Origin of the sequence: Streptomyces sp. NPDC004065, from assembly GCF_044903565.1 — a bacterium.
GTDB lineage: Bacteria > Actinomycetota > Actinomycetes > Streptomycetales > Streptomycetaceae > Streptomyces.
This window is the reverse complement of record NZ_JBJDQT010000001.1, coordinates 756109-775738: the sequence shown is the minus strand read 5'-3', so window position 1 is coordinate 775738 and position 19630 is coordinate 756109. Positions and strand designations below refer to the sequence as shown.

20 protein-coding genes are annotated in these 19630 nt (G+C 73.4%); 16 read left to right on the top strand and 4 right to left on the bottom strand.

Going from position 1 to position 19630, the window contains the following annotated elements:
- The first annotated feature begins 31 nt into the window (after positions 1-31).
- Entirely contained in the window at positions 32-436 is a 405-nt protein-coding gene (locus tag ACI2LW_RS03495; RefSeq protein WP_404729402.1) for an SRPBCC family protein, read from the top strand.
- Between the two features lie 13 nt (positions 437-449).
- Here ACI2LW_RS03495 and ACI2LW_RS03490 read toward each other — a convergent pair whose 3' ends face one another.
- Entirely contained in the window at positions 450-734 is a 285-nt protein-coding gene (locus ACI2LW_RS03490; protein WP_404729401.1) for a PLD nuclease N-terminal domain-containing protein, read from the bottom strand.
- Positions 735-834: 100 nt separating this feature from the next.
- On the opposite strand from ACI2LW_RS03490, the gene ACI2LW_RS03485 reads away from it, so the two are divergent.
- The 9 genes from ACI2LW_RS03485 to ACI2LW_RS03445 all read left to right on the top strand — a co-directional run bounded on the left by ACI2LW_RS03485 (position 835) and on the right by ACI2LW_RS03445 (position 8374).
- Positions 835-2292 carry a menaquinone biosynthesis decarboxylase gene (locus tag ACI2LW_RS03485; RefSeq protein ID WP_404729400.1) on the top strand — a complete coding sequence of 486 codons (1458 nt, stop codon included), beginning with the start codon at positions 835-837 and terminating at the stop codon, positions 2290-2292.
- The gene (gene mqnP, locus ACI2LW_RS03480; protein WP_404729399.1) at positions 2289-3212 is read left to right on the top strand and encodes a menaquinone biosynthesis prenyltransferase MqnP; all 924 of its coding nucleotides are present in this window, start codon (positions 2289-2291) and stop codon (positions 3210-3212) included. Before ACI2LW_RS03485 ends, mqnP begins: the two co-directional genes overlap by 4 nt.
- A gap of 67 nt (positions 3213-3279) precedes the next feature.
- Positions 3280-3960: a UbiX family flavin prenyltransferase gene (locus ACI2LW_RS03475; protein WP_404729398.1), complete on the top strand. Its 681-nt coding sequence runs from the start codon at positions 3280-3282 to the stop codon at positions 3958-3960.
- A gap of 58 nt (positions 3961-4018) precedes the next feature.
- The gene (locus tag ACI2LW_RS03470; RefSeq protein WP_351737298.1) at positions 4019-4474 is read left to right on the top strand and encodes an Lrp/AsnC family transcriptional regulator; all 456 of its coding nucleotides are present in this window, start codon (positions 4019-4021) and stop codon (positions 4472-4474) included.
- 52 nt (positions 4475-4526) lie between these two features.
- The gene (mqnE, locus tag ACI2LW_RS03465; protein ID WP_404729397.1) at positions 4527-5690 is read left to right on the top strand and encodes an aminofutalosine synthase MqnE; all 1164 of its coding nucleotides are present in this window, start codon (positions 4527-4529) and stop codon (positions 5688-5690) included.
- A gap of 243 nt (positions 5691-5933) precedes the next feature.
- On the top strand, positions 5934-6590 hold the full coding sequence (locus ACI2LW_RS03460) for a UdgX family uracil-DNA binding protein (protein WP_404729396.1): 657 nt from the start codon (positions 5934-5936) through the stop codon (positions 6588-6590).
- A 71-nt stretch (positions 6591-6661) separates the two neighbouring features.
- Positions 6662-7186: a GNAT family N-acetyltransferase gene (locus ACI2LW_RS03455; protein WP_404729395.1), complete on the top strand. Its 525-nt coding sequence runs from the start codon at positions 6662-6664 to the stop codon at positions 7184-7186.
- A gap of 87 nt (positions 7187-7273) precedes the next feature.
- Positions 7274-7573 (top strand): DUF4229 domain-containing protein, encoded by a 300-nt coding sequence (locus tag ACI2LW_RS03450; RefSeq protein ID WP_404729394.1) that lies wholly within the window; start codon positions 7274-7276, stop codon positions 7571-7573.
- Positions 7574-7645: 72 nt separating this feature from the next.
- Positions 7646-8374 carry a TetR/AcrR family transcriptional regulator gene (locus tag ACI2LW_RS03445; protein ID WP_404729393.1) on the top strand — a complete coding sequence of 243 codons (729 nt, stop codon included), beginning with the start codon at positions 7646-7648 and terminating at the stop codon, positions 8372-8374.
- 128 nt (positions 8375-8502) lie between these two features.
- On the opposite strand, the gene ACI2LW_RS03440 is transcribed toward ACI2LW_RS03445, so the two are convergent.
- Positions 8503-9426, bottom strand: a complete 924-nt coding sequence (locus ACI2LW_RS03440) for a MaoC family dehydratase (RefSeq protein WP_404729392.1) — start codon at positions 9424-9426, stop codon at positions 8503-8505.
- Between the two features lie 346 nt (positions 9427-9772).
- Between ACI2LW_RS03440 and ACI2LW_RS03435 the strand changes: the two genes are divergently transcribed.
- Positions 9773-11737, top strand: coding sequence for an AMP-dependent synthetase/ligase (locus tag ACI2LW_RS03435; protein ID WP_404729391.1), 1965 nt, complete (start codon positions 9773-9775; stop codon positions 11735-11737).
- Between the two features lie 241 nt (positions 11738-11978).
- On the opposite strand, the gene ACI2LW_RS03430 is transcribed toward ACI2LW_RS03435, so the two are convergent.
- On the bottom strand, positions 11979-12182 hold the full coding sequence (locus ACI2LW_RS03430; RefSeq protein WP_004984723.1) for a cold-shock protein: 204 nt from the start codon (positions 12180-12182) through the stop codon (positions 11979-11981).
- A gap of 315 nt (positions 12183-12497) precedes the next feature.
- On the opposite strand from ACI2LW_RS03430, the gene ACI2LW_RS03425 reads away from it, so the two are divergent.
- From ACI2LW_RS03425 to ACI2LW_RS03410, 4 genes are all read left to right on the top strand, one after another.
- A complete protein-coding gene (locus tag ACI2LW_RS03425; protein ID WP_404729390.1) occupies positions 12498-13346 on the top strand; it encodes a menaquinone biosynthetic enzyme MqnA/MqnD family protein in 849 nt (282 codons plus the stop codon).
- Between the two features lie 168 nt (positions 13347-13514).
- On the top strand, positions 13515-15680 hold the full coding sequence (locus tag ACI2LW_RS03420; protein ID WP_404729389.1) for a protein kinase: 2166 nt from the start codon (positions 13515-13517) through the stop codon (positions 15678-15680).
- An 89-nt stretch (positions 15681-15769) separates the two neighbouring features.
- Positions 15770-16969 (top strand): cyclic dehypoxanthinyl futalosine synthase, encoded by a 1200-nt coding sequence (gene mqnC, locus ACI2LW_RS03415; protein WP_404729388.1) that lies wholly within the window; start codon positions 15770-15772, stop codon positions 16967-16969.
- A 7-nt stretch (positions 16970-16976) separates the two neighbouring features.
- Positions 16977-17426 (top strand): imidazolonepropionase-like domain-containing protein, encoded by a 450-nt coding sequence (locus ACI2LW_RS03410; protein WP_404729387.1) that lies wholly within the window; start codon positions 16977-16979, stop codon positions 17424-17426.
- Positions 17427-17457: 31 nt separating this feature from the next.
- On the opposite strand, the gene ACI2LW_RS03405 is transcribed toward ACI2LW_RS03410, so the two are convergent.
- On the bottom strand, positions 17458-18591 hold the full coding sequence (locus ACI2LW_RS03405) for a chitinase (RefSeq protein ID WP_404729386.1): 1134 nt from the start codon (positions 18589-18591) through the stop codon (positions 17458-17460).
- 221 nt (positions 18592-18812) lie between these two features.
- Here ACI2LW_RS03405 and ACI2LW_RS03400 point away from each other — a divergent pair, with 221 nt between their 5' ends.
- A complete protein-coding gene (locus ACI2LW_RS03400) occupies positions 18813-19505 on the top strand; it encodes a demethylmenaquinone methyltransferase (protein ID WP_404729385.1) in 693 nt (230 codons plus the stop codon).
- The last annotated feature ends 125 nt before the right edge of the window (positions 19506-19630 follow it).

Here is a 19630-nt window from a genome sequence, read left to right as displayed (position 1 = left end):
CCCTCGTGCGCCCCGGCGCGACACTGGAGGCATGACCGGTTCCATCGAACAGGGCACCAGCCAGACCCACGGGAACACGCACATCCTCGCGTTCCGGGTGCGGTTCCCCAGACCCATGGAGGCGGTCTGGCCGGCGCTCGCCACCGCGGAGGGCCTCGCGGGCTGGTTCACCGCCGCCGACGAGCTGGAGCCCCGGCTCGGCGGCACGGTCGCCCTGCGCGACCTCGGCCGCGGGCGGATCACCGCGTGGGACGTCGACCGGGTCGCCGAGTACACCCTGGAAGGCGCCGGCCGGATCCGCTTCCACCTGGAACGCGACGGCGCCGGCGGCTCCGTGCTCCGCTTCACCCGCGAGTTCCAGGGGGAGCGGGAGTCGGAGGCCGCCTGGCGGGCCCGCTTCGAGCAGCTGATCGAGCGGCTCGCCGACCACGAATAGCGTTGCCGGGCGGTCACTCGCCCCTCGGGTCGTCGTCCTTCTTCCGCAGGGACTCGAGGAAGGCGGGGTTGTCGTCGGGGGCGACCCACGCCGGGCCGCCCGCGCCCGCCGTGCGGCGCGGCCGGCCCGCGAGCAGCCAGGCCACCGGCCCCACCAGCACCTCGCCGAACAGCAGGATCACGAACACCCAGGCCACCTTCGGCAGCGAGCGGACCTCGTCCTCCGGGGTGTTCAGGCAGTCCACGAAGGCGTAGATCCACAGGGCCAGGACCAGCAGGAGGGGCAGGTACCTGAGCATGGCGGGGTGATCTCCCGGGCGGTCGGCGGGCGGACGGCTGCGGAGCCTTGGTCGGCCCCGGTGACGGGGCCAGGGTAGCCGGTGACAGATACTGGGACGCATGGCTTACGACGATCTTCGCTCCCTGCTCAGGGCGCTGGAGCGCGAGGGCGACCTCAAGCGCATCAAGGCCGAGGTCGACCCGTATCTGGAGGTCGGTGAGATCGTCGACCGGGTGCAGAAGTCCGGCGGTCCCGCGCTGCTCTTCGAGAACGTCAAGGGCTCCGCGACGCCGCTCGCCATGAACGTCTTCGGCACCGACCGGCGGCTGCTGAAGGCGCTCGGCCTGAAGTCGTACGGCGAGATCTCCGAGAAGATCGGCGGACTGCTGCGGCCCGAGCTGCCGCACGGCTTCGTGGGCGTGCGCGAGGCGTTCGGCAAGCTCGGCGCGATGACCCACGTACCGCCGAAGAAGGTCAAGCCCGACAACGCGCCGGTGCAGGAGGTCGTGCTGCACGGCGACGAGGTCGACCTGGAGCGGCTGCCGGCGCTGTTCACCTGGCCGCAGGACGGCGGGTCGTTCTTCAACCTGGGGCTCACCCACACCAAGGACCCCGAGACGGGCATCCGCAACCTCGGGCTGTACCGCCTGCAGCGCCACGACAAGCGCACCATCGGCATGCACTGGCAGATCCACAAGGACAGCCGCAACCACTACCAGGTGGCCGCCCGCCGCGGTGAGCGGCTGCCGGTCGCCATCGCCTTCGGCTGCCCGCCCGCGGTGACCTACGCCTCCACCGCCCCGCTGCCCGGCGACATCGACGAGTACCTGTTCGCCGGGTTCATCGCGGGCAAGCGGATCGAGATGGTCGACTGCCGTACCGTGCCGCTCCAGGTCCCCGCCAACGCCGAGGTGGTGCTGGAAGGGTGGCTGGAGCCCGGCCGGATGCTGCCCGAGGGGCCCTTCGGGGACCACACCGGCTTCTACACCCCGCAGGAGCCCTTCCCCGCCCTGACCATCGACTGCGTCACGATGCGCAGGCGGCCCCTGCTCCAGTCGATCGTCGTGGGACGGCCCCCCACCGAGGACGGGCCGCTGGGCCGGGCCACCGAACGCTTCTTCCTGCCGCTGCTGAAGATCATCGTGCCGGACATCGTGGACTACCACCTGCCCGAGGCGGGCGGCTTCCACAACTGCGCGATCGTCTCCATCGACAAGAAGTACCCCAAGCACGCCCAGAAGGTGATGCACGCCATCTGGGGGGCCCACATGATGTCGCTGACCAAGCTGATCGTGGTCGTCGACGCCGACTGCGACGTGCACGATCTGCACGAGGTCGCCTGGCGCGCGCTGGGCAACACCGACTACTCCCGCGACCTCACGGTCGTCGAAGGCCCCGTCGACCATCTGGACCACGCCTCCTACCAGCAGTTCTGGGGCGGCAAGGCGGGCATCGACGCGACCAGGAAACTGCCCGAGGAGGGCTACACGAGGGACGGCGGATGGCCGGAGATGGTCCTGTCGGACCCGGATACCGCCGAACGGGTGACACGGCGATGGAAGGAGTACGGCCTGTGAGCGGCGAGGCCATTCTGGACAACGGCAGCGCGGGGCCTCTCCGCCGACGCGGAGGTGTACCGGCGTTCCTGCGGCTCGTGATGATCGAGCACTCCGTCTTCGCGCTGCCCTTCGCCTACATCGCCTCGCTGACCGCGATGTACGAGTGGGACAGGAACATCCACTGGGGCCGGCTGCTGCTGGTCACGATCTGCATGGTGGGCCTGCGCACCTTCGCCATGGCGGTCAACCGGATCATCGACCGGGAGATCGACGCCCGCAATCCGCGCACCGCCCACCGCGAGCTGGTGACCGGCGCGATGTCGGTGCGGCACGCCTGGACCGGCGCGCTGATCGCGCTCGTCGTCTTCCTCGGCGCCGCCGCCCTGCTCAACCCGCTGTGCCTGGCCCTCGCCCCCATCGCGGTGATCCCGATGGTGGTCTACCCCTACGGCAAACGGTTCACGAACTTCCCGCAGGCCATCCTGGGCCTGGCCCAGGCGATGGGCCCGGTCGGCGGCTGGCTGGCCATCAGCGGCACCTGGTCCTGGGACGCGGTGATCCTCGGTCTGGCCGTGGGCGTCTGGATCGGCGGCTTCGACCTGATCTACGCCTGCCAGGACGTGGAGACCGACCGTGCGATCGGCGTGATGTCGGTCCCGGCCCGCTTCGGTATCCCCGCGGCCATCCGGGCGGCGCGCGTCTGCCACGCCGTCACCACGGCCCTGTTCGTCTGGTACGGGGCCGCCACCGGCGCCGGCGCCTTCTTCTGGCTGGGCCTGCTGATCGTCGCCGGCGCGTTCGTCTACGAGCACGGCATCGTGCGCCCGCACGACCTGTCCCGCCTCAACCGGGCCTTCTTCAGCGTCAACGGCTTCATCGGCATCGCCCTGTTCGTGTGCGCGCTGCTGGATCTGCTGGTACGGGGGCTGACGGTCTGATCCCCCCGCGGCCGGGAAGGGCCGCCTCGCGGTTCGATCATGAACGCCGACGGATAGGCTCGACACCATGAAGCCAGGAGAACCGCAGCGCACACCTTGGATCGTGGGGGTGTCCGGAGCGTCCGGTACGCCGTACGCGGCCGCGGTGCTGCGTGCGCTGCTCGACGCCGGCGAGAGCGTCGACCTGGTGGTCAGCCGGGCCTCGCGGCTCACCCTGCTCGACGAGACCGGCATCTCCTTCCGGGACGCCCACTGGCGGGACGACCTGCGCGAGTGGCTGGGCCGGGGGGCCGACGGCAAGCCCGGGACCTTCGAGGCGGACGTGAGCGCGGTGCGGTACTGGCCCGCGGGGGACCTGGCCGCCGGACCGTCCTCCGGGTCGTACCCCGCCAAGGGGATGATCGTCGTCCCGGCCTCCACCGCCGGGGTCGCGGGCATCGCCCTCGGACTGTCGAAGGACCTGCTCCAGCGGGCGGCGAGCGTCACCCTGAAGGAGCGCCGCCCGCTCGTCGTGGCCGTACGCGAGACCCCGCTGAACGGCCAGACCCTGCGGCACCTGGTCGCCCTGGACGACGCGGGCGCGACCGTGCTGCCCGCCTCACCCGCCTTCTACGCCGGCGCGACGCACATCCAGGACCTGGTCGACTTCGTCGCGGGCCGGGTGCTGGACGCGGCGGGCGTCGAGCACCGGCTGTACCGCCGCTGGAAGGGCGAACTCGGCGGCGGCAGCGGCACGCCGGTCCGGTAGCGCCGGCGGCAGCACCTCTCATCACTTCTGGAACTCTTCAGCGGAAGGCTTCGATCGCATGGACGCGGTGGACAGGCAGCTCATCCAGGCCCTGAGGGAGAACGGCCGGGCCTCCTACGCGGAGCTGGGGCGCCTCGTCGGCCTGTCGGGACCGAGCGTCACCGACCGCATCAACCGGCTGGAGGCCGCCGGTGTCATCACCGGCTACCGGGCCACCGTGGACGCCGCCTCGCTCGGCCTCGGCGTCACGGCGCTGATCGGCATCTCACTGTCCGACGCGGCCGACCACGAGGACGTGGCCCGCCGGCTGAAGGACCTGCCCGAGATCGAGGACTGCTGGTTCATCGCGGGCGACGACTCCTTCATGCTCAAGGTGCGCGCCACGGACGTCGACGGACTGGAGAGGATCATCCGCCGGCTCTCCGGCACCAAGGGCGTCTCCCGCACCCGTACCACGATCGTGCTCTCCACCAAGTGGGAGAACCGGGTGGGTGAGCTGCCCGAGGAGGTGTAGGGCGCGCGGCGTACGGTTGTCGGTCGGAGTCTTCCCGGAAAGAGGTATTCGCATGGACGTCGGGCTCAAGCGCGAGCTGGAGGAGAAGGTCCGCTCGGGCGAGCGGCTGACCCGTGAGGACGGCATCGCGCTGTACGAGTCGGACGACCTCGCGTGGCTCGGCGGCCTCGCCCACGAGGTGCGCACCCGCAAGAACGGCGACGTCGTGCACTTCAACGTCAACCGCCACCTCAACATGACGAACGTGTGCACCGCGTCCTGCGCCTACTGCTCCTTCCAGCGCAAGCCGGGCGAGAAGGACGCGTACACGATGCGCATCGAGGAGGCCGTCGCACTGGCCAAGGCGATGGAGGGGGAGAACCTCACCGAGCTGCACATCGTCAACGGGCTCCACCCCAGCCTGCCGTGGCGCTACTACCCGCGCTCGCTGCGGGAGCTGAAGAAGGCCCTGCCGGGCGTCTCGCTGAAGGCGTTCACCGCCACCGAGATCCACCACTTCGAGACCATCTCCGGGCTGTCCGCCTCCGAGATCCTCGACGAGCTGATCGACGCCGGGCTGGAGTCCCTGACCGGCGGCGGCGCGGAGATCTTCGACTGGGAGGTCCGGCAGCACATCGTCGACCACCGCACCCACTGGGAGGACTGGTCGAGGATCCACCGGCTGGCGCACGAGAAGGGCCTCAAGACGCCCTGCACCATGCTCTACGGCCACATCGAGGAGCCCCGCCACCGGGTGGACCACGTGCTGCGGCTGCGTGAACTGCAGGACGAGACCGGCGGTTTCCAGGTCTTCATCCCGCTGCGCTACCAGCACGACTTCGTCGACATGAAGGACGGCAAGGTCCGCAACCGCCTCCAGGCGCGCACCACGATGGCGACGGGCGCCGAGGCGCTGAAGACCTTCGCCGTCTCCCGGCTGCTCTTCGACAACGTCCCGCACGTGAAGGTCTTCTGGGTGATGCACGGCGTGCAGACCGCCCAGCTTGCGCTGCAGCACGGCGCGGACGACATGGACGGCTCGGTCGTCGAGTACAAGATCACTCACGACGCGGACAACTTCGGCACCCCGGACAAGCTGACGCGCGAGGACCTGCTGGAGCTGATCCGGGACGCCGGCTTCCGGCCGGTGGAGCGCAACACGCGCTACGAGATCATCCGGGAGTACGACGGCCCGGACGCCGACCGCCGCGAGTCCCCGCAGCCCATGCGGGTGTGAGCCCGCCCGGCCGCCGGCCGGGGTGGTGAGGAGACGGCGGTCCGGCGCGGGCACGTCGGCCCGTGCGGACACGGCGGTCCGGCGCGGGCATGTCGGCTAGTGCGACACGGCGGTCCGGCGCGGGCATGCCGGCCTGTGCGGACACGGCGGTCCGGCGTGGGCACGGCGGCTCGTGCGGACACGGCGGTCCGGCGCGGGTACGGCGGCTCGTTGGAGGCCTGGTGTGCGGGGTACCCGGCGGCCGTGAGCCCGCGAACGACCGCGCCCGAGGACGCCTACACCGCCGAGCCCTTCGTGCCGGACGACGGCGCGGACCTGGCGGCGCTGCGCGAGGCGGCCGCCGGGTGCCGGGGCTGCCCGCTTCACCGGGACGCCACGCAGACCGTGTTCGGCGCGGGCGACGCCGGCGCCCGGCTGATGCTCGTCGGCGAGCAGCCGGGGGACCAGGAGGACCGGCAGGGCAGGCCGTTCGTCGGCCCGGCCGGCCGGCTGCTGGACCGGGCGCTGTCCGAGGCCGGCCTCGACCCGGGCGAGGCGTACGTCACCAACGCGGTCAAGCACTTCAAGTTCACCCGGGCCGAGCCGCGGGGGCGCCGTATCCACAAGGCGCCGAGCCTGCGCGAGGCGGCGGCGTGCGGGCCCTGGCTCGCGGCCGAACTGGCCCTGGTCGAGCCCGAGCTGATCGTGGTGCTGGGCGCGACCGCGGGCAAGGCGCTGCTCGGGTCGTCGTTCCGGGTGACCAAGGCGCGCGGCACGGTGCTGGAGCGGGAGGTCCACGGGCGGCCCCGGCGCCTGGTGCCGACCGTGCACCCGTCCGCCGTACTGCGCGCCGAGGACCGGGAGGGTGCGTACCGGGGGCTGGTCTCGGACCTGAAGGTGGCGGCCACCGCGTTGCCGTGAGGGGTACGGAGTCGCACGGAGTCGTACGGAGTCCTGGGGGGGCAGCCTGCCGTAAGGGATACGATGGCCTCATGCCCCTTACTTTCACGCTCGATCCCTCCGTGGACCGCTCCCTGCGCGACGGCCTTCTCGACCTGTGGACCGAGGTGACGGACGCCGGGGGAGCCGTCGGCTTCGTCGCCCCGGCCTCCCGCGAGGAGATACGCGCGGAGCTGGTGCGCCACTTCGTGGCGATGGCCGAGGGCCGGGCGCGGCTGCTGGCCGGGCACGACGAGCGGGGGCGGGTCGCGGCGGCGGCCTTCCTGACGTCCAACACCCACCGGCTGATGAGGCACTGGCTGTGGCTCTACACGGTGATGGTGCACCCGCGCCACCAGGGCAAGGGGTACGGGCGCGAGCTGCTGGAGGCGGCCGCGCGGGCGGCCCGCGGCATCGAGGGCATCGAGGCGATCCGTCTCACCTGCCGGGGCGGGCTGGGCCTGGAGCGGTTCTACGCCTCCTGCGGCTACAAGGAGGTCGGCCGGGTGCCCGGAGCGATCCGGGTCGCACCGGACGACGACCGGGACGACGTGATCATGCTGCTCCCGCTGGCCTGAGCCGCCCCCGCTGCAAGATCCGGTCCCCGGCGTGCTTCACTGGACGGTGGGCCTTTGGGATCGTTCGACACGGAAGAGTGGATTGAGATGCTCCGCTACACGCTGATGCGCCTCGGAATCTTCGTGGGCTGCCTCGTGGTCGTCTGGGGCCTCGTCCACTCCGGCCTCGCCCCGCGCGGCCTGGGCGACTCCAACGGCCTGTGGATGGCCCTGCTCGCCCTGGTGATTTCGGCCCCGATCAGCTTCGTGGTGCTGCGCAAGGAGCGGGACCGCGCCTCCGAGCAGGTCGCCCGCAGGGTGGACCGCATGAAGGCGAACTTCGAGGCCAGCGCGGGTCAGGAGGACGTCGCCGTGGACAGCGCGCGGGCCCAGGGCAAGGCGTCCTGATCCGGCCGGTGCGGCGGGAGGGGAGCCCCCGGCGGGTCCGGGGCCGCCCCGGTGAACCGTAGGCTTGCCCCCATGGGTGCCGTGAAGACCAAGCGGATGCCGCGCGCGGTTCGCGAACAGCAGATGCTCGACGCCGCCGTACGGACCTTCGGCCAGCGCGGCTACATGGCCGCGTCCATGGACGAGATCGCCGAACTGGCGGGCGTCTCCAAGCCGTTGGTCTACTTGTATCTGAACTCCAAGGAGGACCTGTTCAGCGCCTGCATCCGCCGTGAGGCGGCCGCGCTGACCGAGGCCGTGAAAGCCGGGGTCCACCACGACGTGCCCGCCGACCGCCAACTCTGGGAAGGGCTGCGGGCGTTCTTCACGCACACCGCCCAGCACCCGGACGGCTGGTCGGTGCTGCACACCCAGGCCCGTACCCACGGCGAGCCGTTCGAGGCCGAAGTCTCCGCGCTGCGCGAGGAGTTCGTCGCGTTCGTCACCCAGCTGATCGCGCTCACCGCGCACAGCGGGGGCGTCGCCTGCTCGGGCGAGGCCCGGGGTGGCGAGGCTCGGGGTGGCGAGGCCCGGGGTGGCGGGGCTCGGGGCCGGGGCGGGCACCGCGACCCGGAGCTGCCCGAGCGCGAGATCTGCGGGCTGGCCGAGGCCCTGGTGGGGGCCGCCGAATCCCTCGCCGCCTGGGCCAACGCCACCCCGGGCGTCACGGCCCGGCAGGCGGCGGCGATCCTGATGAACTTCGCCTGGGCGGGCCTGGACAACCTCATGGCGGGCCGCCCCTGGACCCCGCCGGCCGCCTGAGCCGGGTGCCTGAGCCCGGGTGCCTGAGCCCGGGTGTCTGGGCCCGGGCTGGGCCCGCGTGCCTCGGCCGGCCACCTGAGCCGGGCGCCCCGGTGGCGGGGCGGGCCGTGGGGACGGCGGGCAGGTTCTCACCCGTGCAGCGGCAGTACCTCGCCCGTCAGGTGGAGGCGGCCGTCCCCGGCGCCGCGCAGTTCGAAGCGGCCGTCGCCGTCCGCGCCGTAGGCGACCGCGCCGGGCAGCGGCACGGGTGCCCGGAACCGCGCGCGGACCACGGCGGCCCCGGGTGTGCCGTGCGCGGCCAGGCAGCGGGCCACGGTCCACATGCCGTGCGCGATCGGCCGGGGGAAGCCGAACGCGCGGGCGGTGAACGCGTAGAGGTGGATCGGATTGCGGTCCCCCGACACGGCGCCGTAGCGCCGGCCCAGGTCCCCGGACAGCCGCCACTGAGCCACGGTGGGCACCGCCTCGCGCCGCTCCTGCGCCACGCCGTCCCCGGAACCTCCGTCCACGGTGTCCGGCGGGGCGGCGGCCGTGCGGTGGCGGGCCAGGTAGGTGCTGGCCGACTCCCACACCAGGTCCCCGCCGGCACCGCGCAGTTCGGTGGCGACGACGGCCTCGGTGCCCCGCCGGTGCGGCACCAGTCCGGTGACACGCACCGTCAGTTCGTACGCCGCCGTCGCGGGCAGCGCGGTGTGCCGGGTGACGGCGATCGAGGTGTGGACCAGGCCCAGCAGCGGCAGGGGGAAGCCACCGCCGCTCATCAGACGCATCGCCAGGGGAAAGCCGAGCACGTGCGGATAGGTGACCGGCAGCGTGCCGTCCCCGGCCGCGAAGCCGCACACCCGCTCGTAGGCGGCCAGCCGGGCCGGGTCGACGCGGACGGAGGGCAGCACCAGCGCGGTGCGGGGGAAGGGCGCGTCCGGGCGCGGCCGCCGGAACGGCGAGCGCACGGCGCCGCGGGCGAGGAGCGGGGCGAGCGCGGGCGGCCGGGTGAGCAGGGTGCGGGAGGCGGCCGGGCCGGTGCCGGTCAAGCGCGGACAGCGGTGTGCCATGTGCCGTCTCCCCTGGATCCCAAGTTGCTTACCTCGGAGTAAGGTTACCGCAGGTAAGGTCGCGGCGGTCCCCGAGCGGGACGGGCGGCGCGCGGCGAGCCGCCGTTGAAGATTGCACAGCCCCGGCCCCGGACCACCCCCTCATCCACCCCGAACCCCCACAAACTCCCCACGAGGGAGTCGTACGATCCCGGTTCCGGCCGGCGAACCGGCGGTAACACCCGCGCCGCACACCTTCGGTGAACGATCCGGCGCGCACCGCGCGTACAGCGAGAGCACCGCGCGTACCCGCGCGCACCGGACGCGGCAGAAGCAGTGCGCGTAGCCGCACGCCCCAGGAGCTGTCATGCCCATCTCGTACTCGTCCTCCCCGTCCGCCGCGCCCGTGCCCCCGCCGTCCCCGGAGCAGGGCCTGGACTACGACCCGGACGCCGGCCCGGTGACCGTGGCGCCGCGGACCCGGCGGCTGGACGGGGAGGTGCGGGAGGCGTACGTGCCCCCGCTGGTGGCGCCGGTGACCCATGGATCGCTCGCCGACCTGCCGTTCGAGAACGCGAGCGCGGACCCGGGGCGCCGCGTCCTCAGCCGCCGCGACGCGGACGGCGGCTGGAGCGACGTGACGGCGGCCCGGTTCGCCGGCCAGGTGCTCGCCGTGGCGAAGGGCCTGATCGCCGAGGGCCTGCAGCCGGGCGACCGGATCGCGGTGATGGCGCGCACCCGCTACGAGTGGACGCTGCTGGACTTCGCGGCCTGGGCCGCGGGCCTGGTCACGGTGCCCGTCTACCCGACGTCCTCCCTCTTCCAGACCCGCTGGATCCTCCAGGACTCCGGCGCGGTGGCCCTGGTGACGGAGACGGCCGCGCAGGCGGCGGCGCTCGGCCCGGAACGCGACCGCATGCCGGACCTGCGTCACATCTGGGTGATCGACAAGGGACATGTGGACCGTCTCGCCGAACTGGGCACGGCGGCGGTCCCGGACCAGGAGATCACCGTGCGCCGCGGCGTGCTGGGCCCCGACACCCTGGCGACGCTGATCTACACCTCGGGCACCACGGGCCGGCCCAAGGGCTGCGCGCTCACCCACGGCAACTTCCTGGCCGAAGTGGACAACGCGGTCGGACTGCTCCACCCGGTCTTCCGGGGGAAGACCTCCGAGGAGCCCTCGACGCTGCTGTTCCTGCCCCTGTCCCACGTCTTCGGCCGCATGGTCGCCGTGGCCTGCGTGCGCGCCGGAGTGCGCCTCGGGCACGCGCCCAGCCTGAAGGCGGAGGACCTGCTGGCCGACCTGGCGAGCTTCCGGCCGTCGTTCCTGCTGGCGATCCCGTACATGCTGGAGAAGATCTACAACAACGCGCGCGCGGCGGCCGAGCGCGGCGGCCGGGCCGCCTCCTTCGACCGCGCCGCGGGAGTGGCCCGCCGCTACGGCGAGGCGCTTCAGGCCCGCCGGCACGGCACCGGCCCCGGGCCCGGCACGGGCCTCAGGACGGCACGCGCCCTGTACGACCCCCTGGTCTACCGCCGCATCCGCGGCGCCCTGGGCGGCCGGCTGCGCCATGTCATCTGCGGCGGCTCCCCGCTCGGCCGCGGTCTGGCCGCCTTCTACACCGGCGCCGGCATCGAGATCTACGAGGGCTACGGCCTGACCGAGACCACCGCCGCGGCCACCGTGACGCCCCCGGACCGGCCTCGTCTGGGCACGGTGGGCTGGCCGCTGCCGGGCACCCGGGTGCGGATCGCGGCGGACGGCGAGGTGCTGCTGGCCGGGGGACAGGTGTTCCGGGGCTACTGGGACCCGAACGCCGGCGGGGTGGTCCCGGCGACGTACGACGGCTGGTTCCCGACCGGCGACATCGGCCGCCTGGACGACGAGGGCTATCTGACGATCACGGGCCGCAAGAAGGAGATCCTGATCACCGCGGGCGGCAAGAACGTGGCCCCCGCCCCGCTGGAGAACTGGCTGCGCTCCCACCCCCTGATCTCCCAGTGCCTGGTCCTCGGCGACGGCCGCCCCTATGTCAGCGCCCTGATCACCCTGGACCCCGAAGGCATCACCCACTGGCGGCGGATGAACGGCAAGCACCCGGTCCCGCCGGAACTCCTCGTCGACGACCCGGATCTGCGGGCGGTGCTGCAGCGCGCGGTCGACGAGGCCAACAAGCTCGTCTCCCGCCCGGAGTCCATTCGCCGCTTCGCCGTGCTGCCGGTGGACTTCACCGAGGAGGCGGGCCATCTGACACCGTCGATGAAGCTGCGCCGCGAGGCGATCATGCGGGACTTCGCGCGGGAGGTGCAGGAGCTGTACCGCGGCTGACCGCGGGGGGCCTCTCCGGGGCCGTTCCCGGGGCCTTCCCGGGGCTTTCCTGCGGCCTTCCTGGCCGGCCCCAGGAGCCGCCGGAGGCCCCAGGAGCCGCCGGCGGGAATTCACCCGGAATTCATGAAAGGCGTACGACTCCGGGGCGCGGCCCGGTCGCACAAAAGGCAGGAGCCCCGTGGCCGGACGGCGCGGGGCTCCTTGGGTACTGCAATCAGATCTGGTACTGCGCGAGGATCGCTCAGACCGGGGTGACGTTCTCCGCCTGCGGGCCCTTCGGACCCTGCGTGACGTCGAAGCTCACCTGCTGGTTCTCCTCGAGGGAGCGGAAACCGGTCGCGTTGATCGCGGAGTAGTGGACGAAGACGTCGGGGCCGCCGCCTTCCTGGGCGATGAAGCCAAAGCCCTTTTCGGCGTTGAACCACTTCACGGTTCCGGTAGCCATAAGCCCTCCTTGGGCCCAAAGGGTCGCCCTGCTCCAGAACCTGCAAATGTGATAACGAGATCGCCGCACAACTGCATACGTCTGAAAACGACCAGAGCCCGCGGTCACATGCTCCGCAGGCTCTGTACTGCAAGGGAAACCAAACTGCAACTTGCTGGTGAGCCTAGCATGCGGCCGACCAAATGCAATAGAGGTCAAGATCACGTCACCCGGATGTTTGAAGGCTCTGGGGAGAGGTTGACGCAGAGAGTTGGGTGGTGGATGGGCCAAGGGGGTGGCGGCGGCAGCGGCCCTGCCAGGGTCTAGCCTCCCGATGTGGACAATTCTCGCACCCGGCCGCGCGTCGGCCACATCCAGTTCCTCAACTGCCTGCCCCTGTACTGGGGGCTCGCGAGAACGGGCACGCTCCTCGACTTCGAGCTCACCAAGGACACCCCCGAGAAGCTCAGCGAGCAGCTCGTGCGGGGAGACCTCGACATCGGTCCGATCACCCTCGTCGAGTTCCTCAAGCACGCGGACGACCTGGTCGCCTTCCCCGACATCGCCGTCGGCTGCGACGGCCCTGTGATGTCGTGCGTGATCGTCTCGCAGGTCCCGCTGGACCGGCTCGACGGCGCCCGGGTCGCCCTCGGGTCGACCTCCCGCACCTCCGTCCGCCTCGCCCAGCTGCTGCTGGCCGAGCGGTACGGCGTGGCGCCCGACTACTACACCTGCCCGCCCGATCTGAGCCTGATGATGCAGGAGGCGGAGGCGGCGGTGCTGATCGGGGACGCGGCCCTGCGCGCCAATCTGCACGACGGGCCGCGCTACGGCCTCCAGGTGCACGACCTGGGCGCCCTGTGGAAGGAGTGGACGGGGCTGCCGTTCGTCTTCGCGGTCTGGGCGGCGCGGCGCGACTACCTCGACCGGGAGCCGGAGATCACCCGGCGCGTCCACGAGGCGTTCCTGTCCTCCCGCAACCTCTCCCTGGAGGAGGTCGGCAAGGTCGCCGAGCAGGCGGCCCGCTGGGAGGCCTTCGACGAGCGCGTCCTGGAGCGCTACTTCACCACCCTGGACTTCAGCTTCGGCGGGCCGCAGCTGGAGGCGGTGGCGGAGTTCGCCCGGCGGGTCGGACCGACGACCGGCTTCCCGGCGGACGTGAAGGTGGACCTGCTCCAGCCGTAGGACACCGCGGCCGGACGGACACCGCGGCGGACGGACACCGGCGGCGAGCGGATCCGGTGGACGGGTCCGGCAGGACACCGCGGGGCGGCGGGCCGTGCGGCCGCGGTGGAGCGGCGGCCCGCCGGCACTACCCTGCTGGGGAACGCGTACGGGGGAGGGGTGGGCGCCATGCAGCCGCTCGGAGCGGACGAGCCGACCGCCGTGGGGCCCTACCGGCTGCTGGGCCGGCTGGGCTCCGGCGGCATGGGCCGCGTCTACCTGGGCCGCAGCGCGGGCGGGCGCACGGTCGCGGTGAAGATCGTGCACCCGCACTTCGCGCTGGACGAGGAGTTCCGCGCCCGCTTCCGGCGCGAGGTGGAGGCGGCGCGCCGGGTGGGCGGCGCCTGGACCGCGCCCGTCCTGGACGCCGACCCCGAGGCGCCGGTGCCCTGGGTGGCCACCGCCTACGCCGCCGGGCCCTCCCTGGCGGCGGCGGTCGCGGACGCGGGCCCGCTGCCCGCCCACTCGGTACGGGTACTGGGCGCCGGCCTGGCCGAGGCGCTGGCCGAGGTGCACCGGCTGGGCCTGGTGCACCGGGACGTGAAGCCCTCCAACGTGCTGCTGACCCCCGACGGCCCGCTCCTGATCGACTTCGGCATCGCCCGCGCCACCGACGGCACCGCCTCCCTGACCTCGACCGGCGTCTCCATCGGCTCGCCGGGCTACATGTCGCCCGAGCAGATCCTCGGCAAGGGCGCCACCGGCGCGGCCGACGTCTTCTCCCTGGGCGCGGTGCTGGCGTACGCCGCCGGCGGCCGGCCGCCGTTCCCGGGCGACTCCTCGGCGGCACTGCTCTACAAGGTGGTCCACGAGGAGCCCGAACTGGACGCCCTGTCCGGTGACATACGGGATCTCGTCGAGGCCTGTCTGGCGAAGGACCCCGGGGCCCGCCCGGCGCCCGCCGGGATCGCCCGCCGCCTCGCCCCCGAGGGCGCCGCGCACCTGGCCGCCGGCGGCTGGCTCCCCGGCCGGCTGGTCGAGCAGGTCAGCCGAGGTGTCGTACGGCTGCTGAACCTGGAGGCGGCGGGGGAGGCCGCGGGGACGGGCCCCGGCCCCGGGGACCCGGCGGGACCCGGGTCCGGACCGGTCGGGTTCAGCCGGGCGTCCGTCGCCGCCGCCCCGGAGGCGGGCGCCGCACCCCGGGAGACGGCCGGGTCCCGGGAGACGTCCGGGTCCCGGGGCGCGCCCGGCGACACACCGCACGCGCCCGGCGACACACCGCACGCGGCCGGCGGCGGGCCGCACGCGGCGTCCGATCAGCCGCACGCGGCGTTCGGCGGACCGGACATGCCCTCCGGCGCACCGGACGTGACGTCAGGCGGCCCGCGCGCGGCCTCCGGCGGCCCGGACACGGCTACCGAGGGAACGCCCGGGACCGGGCGGGACGACGGGAAGTCCGGTCCCGGACTGCCCGGCCCCGGGCAGTCCGGGACCGGCCGGGAGGATGCACGGTCCGGTCCCGGACCGTCCGGCCCCGGGCAGTTCGGGCCGCCGCCCGTGATGCCCCCGGCGTCCGCGCCGGGCACCCCCGCCCTCTCGCTCAACGGCCCGCGGGACGCGGTACCCCCGCCGTCCTCTCCCCCACAGGCCGCGCTCCCGGCCGCCGGCCCCCTGGACGCGGCCCCCGGCGCGCTCCCGGCCGCCGCCGCCACCGCGCCCGGCGTCCCGGCCGCCCGCACGGCGGGGGACGGACCCGGGCGGGGCGGACCCGGGCGGTTCTCCGTCACCGTGGCGGCCGGCGCGGCGCCCGGTGCCGAGGGGCGCGGGCGCCGGCTGAGCTGCAGCGTGGTGCTGGCCGTCGCCGGGGCGCTGGCCGTGGCGACGACGGTGGGCGGGGTGCTGCTGTCCCAGCTGCACGGCGGCCGCGACGGCGGGGCGGCGAGCGGCAGCGCCCCGGGGGACTCCGGGACCCGCCCGACGGCGGCGGCCACCGCCGGCGAGGTGCCCTCGGTGTACCTCGGGACCTGGCGGGGCGAGGGCACGGTGACCGCGCTCGGGCAGGACCTGCCCGGCGGCACCTACGACGTCGTCGTCCGCCAGGGGCACAAGGGCGCCGCCATCGGCTCGGTCACCCAGACCGACGCCCTCGGCGGCGCGTGCGTCGACGTCCTCACCCTGAAGTCGGCCACGGACAGGGAACTCGTGGCCGTCGGCCGCGGCCGGAAGGACAACCCCGCGCACTGCGTCCCCGACGCGCACGAGGTGCGGCTGCGCCCCGACGGCGACGCGCTGCGTCTCACCTCGGCCGATCCGAAGGCGGGCGACCCCAAGGCCCTGCTGCGCAAGGTGGACTGAGGTCGGCTCGGGAAAACGGCTGGCGTAGGCTGGTCCAGCCCGCCCACCCGTCTGTCCAACCCCCAACGAACCTTGCGAAAGGGACGCCGGTGACCGAGAAGGCCGACCTCCAGTCCGTCCTCGACCGTGCCGCCGCGGGCGGACGGATCACCCCCGGGGAGGCGCTCGACCTGTACCGCGACGCGCCGCTGCACGCGCTGGGCGCCGCCGCCGACGCGGTACGCCGGCGCAAGTACGCGGGCACCGAGCACATCGCGACGTACATCATCGAGCGCAACATCAACTACACGAACGTGTGCGTCACGGCGTGCAAGTTCTGCGCCTTCTACGCGGCCCCCAAGGACACCGCCAAGGGCTGGACCCGCGACCTGGACGACATCCTGCGCCGCTGCGCGGAGACCGTCGAGCTCGGCGGCACCCAGATCATGTTCCAGGGCGGCCACCACCCGGACTACGGCGTGGAGTACTACGAGAAGCACTTCCGGGCGATCAAGGAGGCGTTCCCCCAGCTGGTGATCCACTCGCTGGGCGCCTCCGAGGTCGAGCACATGGCCCGGATCAGCGGCGTCTCCGTCGAGGAGGCCATCACCCGCATCCACGAGGCCGGCCTCGACTCCTTCGCCGGCGCCGGCGCCGAACTCCTCCCCGAGCGGCCCCGCAAGGCGATCGCCCCGCTCAAGGAGTCCGGCGAGCGCTGGCTGGAGATCATGGAGACCGCGCACCGGCTGGGCGTGGAGTCCACCTCGACCATGCTGATGGGCACCGGCGAGACCAACGCCGAGCGCATCGAGCACCTGCGCATGATCCGGGACGTGCAGGACCGCACCGGCGGCTTCCGCGCCTTCATCCCGTACACCTACCAGCCCGAGAACAACCACCTGAAGGGCCGCACCCAGGCCACCGTCTTCGAGTACCTGCGGATGATCGCCATCGCCCGCCTGTTCCTCGACAACGTGAGGCACATCCAGGGCTCGTGGCTGACCACCGGCAAGGACGTCGGCCAGCTCACCCTGCACTACGGCGCGGACGACCTCGGCTCGATCATGCTGGAGGAGAACGTCGTCTCCTCCGCCGGCGCCAGGCACCGCTCCAACCGCATGGAGATCATCGAGCTGATCCGCAGCGCGGACCGGGTGCCCGCCCAGCGGTCCACGACGTACGAGCACCTCGTCGTCCACGACGACCCGGCGAACGACCCGGTCGACGACCGGGTGATGTCCCACATCTCCTCCACCGCCATCGCGGGCGGCACCGCGCACCCCGAGCTGAAGCTCCTCGCCTCCAACTGACCCGCGCGTGCTGACGATCCACTGCGCCGAGGAACTGCGGCGCACCTGGGACGACCCGCGGCCCGTACGGGACGGCGCCGTCGCCGTCGAGGGCGCGCGCATCGCCGCCGTGGGGACGCTCGCCGAGCTGGAGCAGCGATTCCCCGGCGCCCGGGTGCGGCGCTGGCCGGGGGTGCTCGGGCCCGGGCGGGTGCACGAGGGCCCGCTCCCGGACGCGCCCACCCCGCGCGAACGCGTCCACGCGGTGCTGAAGCTCGGCGCCACCGCCGTGCTCGCCGAGCACGCCGGCGCGCCCGGACTGCGGTCCGCCGCCGGGCGCAACGACGTCGAGGTCGTGCCGGGCCCCCGGCCCGCGGCCGTGGTGGAGGGCGGCCGGGCGGACCTCGCCGCCTTCGACGAGGCGGGCGCCTGCGTGGCCACGGTGTGCGCGGGCCGCCTCGTCCACCGCCGCCGCTGAACGAGCCGCCTCGCCGCGTGGCTTGCCCCGCTCAGCCGGTGAACGCCCGCCCGAAGGCCCCCGGTTCCTGCGCCACCCCGCTGCAGTCCGCCGCCGCCTCCGTCGCCGCCCCGGGCGCGGAGTCGTCACCGGGCGCGGACTCGTCGCCGGGCGCGGAGTCGCCACCGGACGCCCCGTTCCCGTCCCCGCCCCCACCGCCGTTCTCGTTCTTGCCGCCGCCGCCTTGCGCGCACGGCTGGTCGCGGAAGGCCGACCACATCGACACCCAGGCGATCCCCTTCTCCTCGGCGAAGGAGCGCACCCGGGCCGCGTCGGAGAGCGTGAAGGTCTCCCCGGCGATGTCGTTGACCCCGATCATCGAGGTGAGCGCCATGCCCCGCCAGGCGGCCGCGTCGGACAGCGCGAGGAGCTTCTTCAGCTGGGTATGGGCGGACCGGGCCGCGGTGACGGCGTAGTCGCCCATGTCGCCGGTGTACGACTCGGCGTAGTTCATCGTCATCAGGTTGACCGTGGAGACCTGGACGCCGTACGCGTTCGCGGACCGCAGCAGGGCCAGGCCCTCGGGGTCGAGCCCCGAGGGCATCACCGGGAGCGTGAAGGAGACCTTCAGGTCCGGCCGCTCCTTCTGCAGGGCCGCGACGGCCCGCGAGCGCAGGGCGACGGAGTCCGGGTCGGACAGTTCGTCGCCCTCGATGTCGAAGTCGGCCAGGGACGCACCGGCCGCGTCCAGCGCCCTGCCGTACGCCCCGGCCAGCGCCGAGGCGCTGCCGCAGACGGCCGCGAGCTCCTTGCCGGCGGCGCCGCCGAAGGAGACGCGCACCGCGGCGCCGGTCGCCTTCAGCCGTGCGATCCGGCCCTTCACGGCCTTGTCGCCGATCGGGTGCGTACCGCCCCATACGGGGGTGCAGCCGCTGCCGCGGGAGACGACGAAGGCGAGGTTGTAGGCGGCGGGGGAGCCCGCCGTGTCGTTCGGGGACGCCGTCGTGGCGCTCACGTAGGGCGCGTAGGAGGTGCCCGACGCGGCCGGCCGGGACGGCGCGGCACCGGAGGCGGCCGTGGCGTGCGGCGCCGCGTCCGCGGCGGCGCCGGAGCCGGCGGAGCACCCCGTGACGGCCAGGGCGCACAGACAGCCCAGGGTGGCCGCGGCCTTCGCGGAACTCCTCATGGCGGTGCACCGGCTCTCGTGTCGTCCGTTCCCGGACGGAATCGCTGCGGGACGTCAGGCCGGGAATCTCTCACACCGGGCCGGGTCCGCGCCGCGCATGAACGACACAGGCGACACCTGGCCGGAAGTGACCGGATCCGGCGATCCGGTTGCGTGGGGCGGCGCGGAGGAAACCGAGGCTGCTGCCGTGCCGCCGTACCCCCGCCTGCCACAATGGGCCGGTGACCCGCGCATCCCTGGACAAGCAGCCGCACGATGTCGCCTCGATGTTCGACGACGTGGCGGAACGGTACGACCTGACCAACGACGTACTGTCCCTGGGGCAGGACCGGCGGTGGCGCAAGGAGGTGGCCAGAGCGGTCGACGCCCGGCCCGCGCAGAAGGTCCTCGACCTCGCCGCCGGTACGGCGACCTCCTCGCTGCCCTTCACCCGCGCCGGCGCCTACGTCGTCCCGTGCGACTTCTCCCTCGGCATGCTGCGGGTCGGCAAGCGGCGGCACTCCTGGCTCCCGTTCACCGCCGGGGACGCGACGCGGCTGCCGTTCCGGGACGACACCTTCGACGCCGTGACCATCTCCTTCGGACTGCGCAACGTGCAGGACACGGACGCGGCCCTGCGCGAGATGCACCGGGTGACGCGGCCCGGCGGGCGGGTGGTGATCTGCGAGTTCTCGCACCCCACCTGGGCGCCGTTCCGCACCGTCTACACCGAGTACCTGATGCGCGCCCTGCCGCCGGTGGCGCGCGCGGTCTCCTCCAGCCCCGACGCCTACGTCTACCTCGCCGAGTCCATCCGGGCCTGGCCCGACCAGGCCGGGCTGGCCGCACGGCTGAGCGGCGCGGGCTGGTCCAAGGTGGCCTGGCGCAACCTCAGCGGGGGGATCGTCGCCCTGCACCGCGGCTTCAAGGCCTGACGGACGGCCAGGGCCCGTTCGTGCCGGGGCGGTTCGTGCTCCGGGCCCGTCCGTGCCCCCAGCCGTTCGCGTCCGGGCAGTACGCCCCTTCGCGCGGGCCGTACGCGCCGAGCCCTGCGCGCCGG

Excerpts from the sequence above, each read along its gene's own strand:
- ACI2LW_RS03495 (WP_404729402.1), top strand. The coding sequence starts at position 32 with ATGACCGGTTCCATCGAACAGGGCACCAGCCAGACCCACGGGAACACG.
- ACI2LW_RS03490 (WP_404729401.1), bottom strand. The coding sequence starts at position 734 with ATGCTCAGGTACCTGCCCCTCCTGCTGGTCCTGGCCCTGTGGATCTAC.
- ACI2LW_RS03485 (WP_404729400.1), top strand. The coding sequence starts at position 835 with ATGGCTTACGACGATCTTCGCTCCCTGCTCAGGGCGCTGGAGCGCGAG.
- ACI2LW_RS03475 (WP_404729398.1), top strand. The coding sequence starts at position 3,280 with ATGAAGCCAGGAGAACCGCAGCGCACACCTTGGATCGTGGGGGTGTCC.
- ACI2LW_RS03470 (WP_351737298.1), top strand. The coding sequence starts at position 4,019 with ATGGACGCGGTGGACAGGCAGCTCATCCAGGCCCTGAGGGAGAACGGC.
- mqnE (WP_404729397.1), top strand. The coding sequence starts at position 4,527 with ATGGACGTCGGGCTCAAGCGCGAGCTGGAGGAGAAGGTCCGCTCGGGC.
- ACI2LW_RS03455 (WP_404729395.1), top strand. The coding sequence starts at position 6,662 with ATGCCCCTTACTTTCACGCTCGATCCCTCCGTGGACCGCTCCCTGCGC.
- ACI2LW_RS03450 (WP_404729394.1), top strand. The coding sequence starts at position 7,274 with ATGCTCCGCTACACGCTGATGCGCCTCGGAATCTTCGTGGGCTGCCTC.
- ACI2LW_RS03445 (WP_404729393.1), top strand. The coding sequence starts at position 7,646 with ATGGGTGCCGTGAAGACCAAGCGGATGCCGCGCGCGGTTCGCGAACAG.
- ACI2LW_RS03440 (WP_404729392.1), bottom strand. The coding sequence starts at position 9,426 with ATGGCACACCGCTGTCCGCGCTTGACCGGCACCGGCCCGGCCGCCTCC.
- ACI2LW_RS03435 (WP_404729391.1), top strand. The coding sequence starts at position 9,773 with ATGCCCATCTCGTACTCGTCCTCCCCGTCCGCCGCGCCCGTGCCCCCG.
- ACI2LW_RS03430 (WP_004984723.1), bottom strand. The coding sequence starts at position 12,182 with ATGGCTACCGGAACCGTGAAGTGGTTCAACGCCGAAAAGGGCTTTGGC.
- ACI2LW_RS03420 (WP_404729389.1), top strand. The coding sequence starts at position 13,515 with ATGCAGCCGCTCGGAGCGGACGAGCCGACCGCCGTGGGGCCCTACCGG.
- ACI2LW_RS03405 (WP_404729386.1), bottom strand. The coding sequence starts at position 18,591 with ATGAGGAGTTCCGCGAAGGCCGCGGCCACCCTGGGCTGTCTGTGCGCC.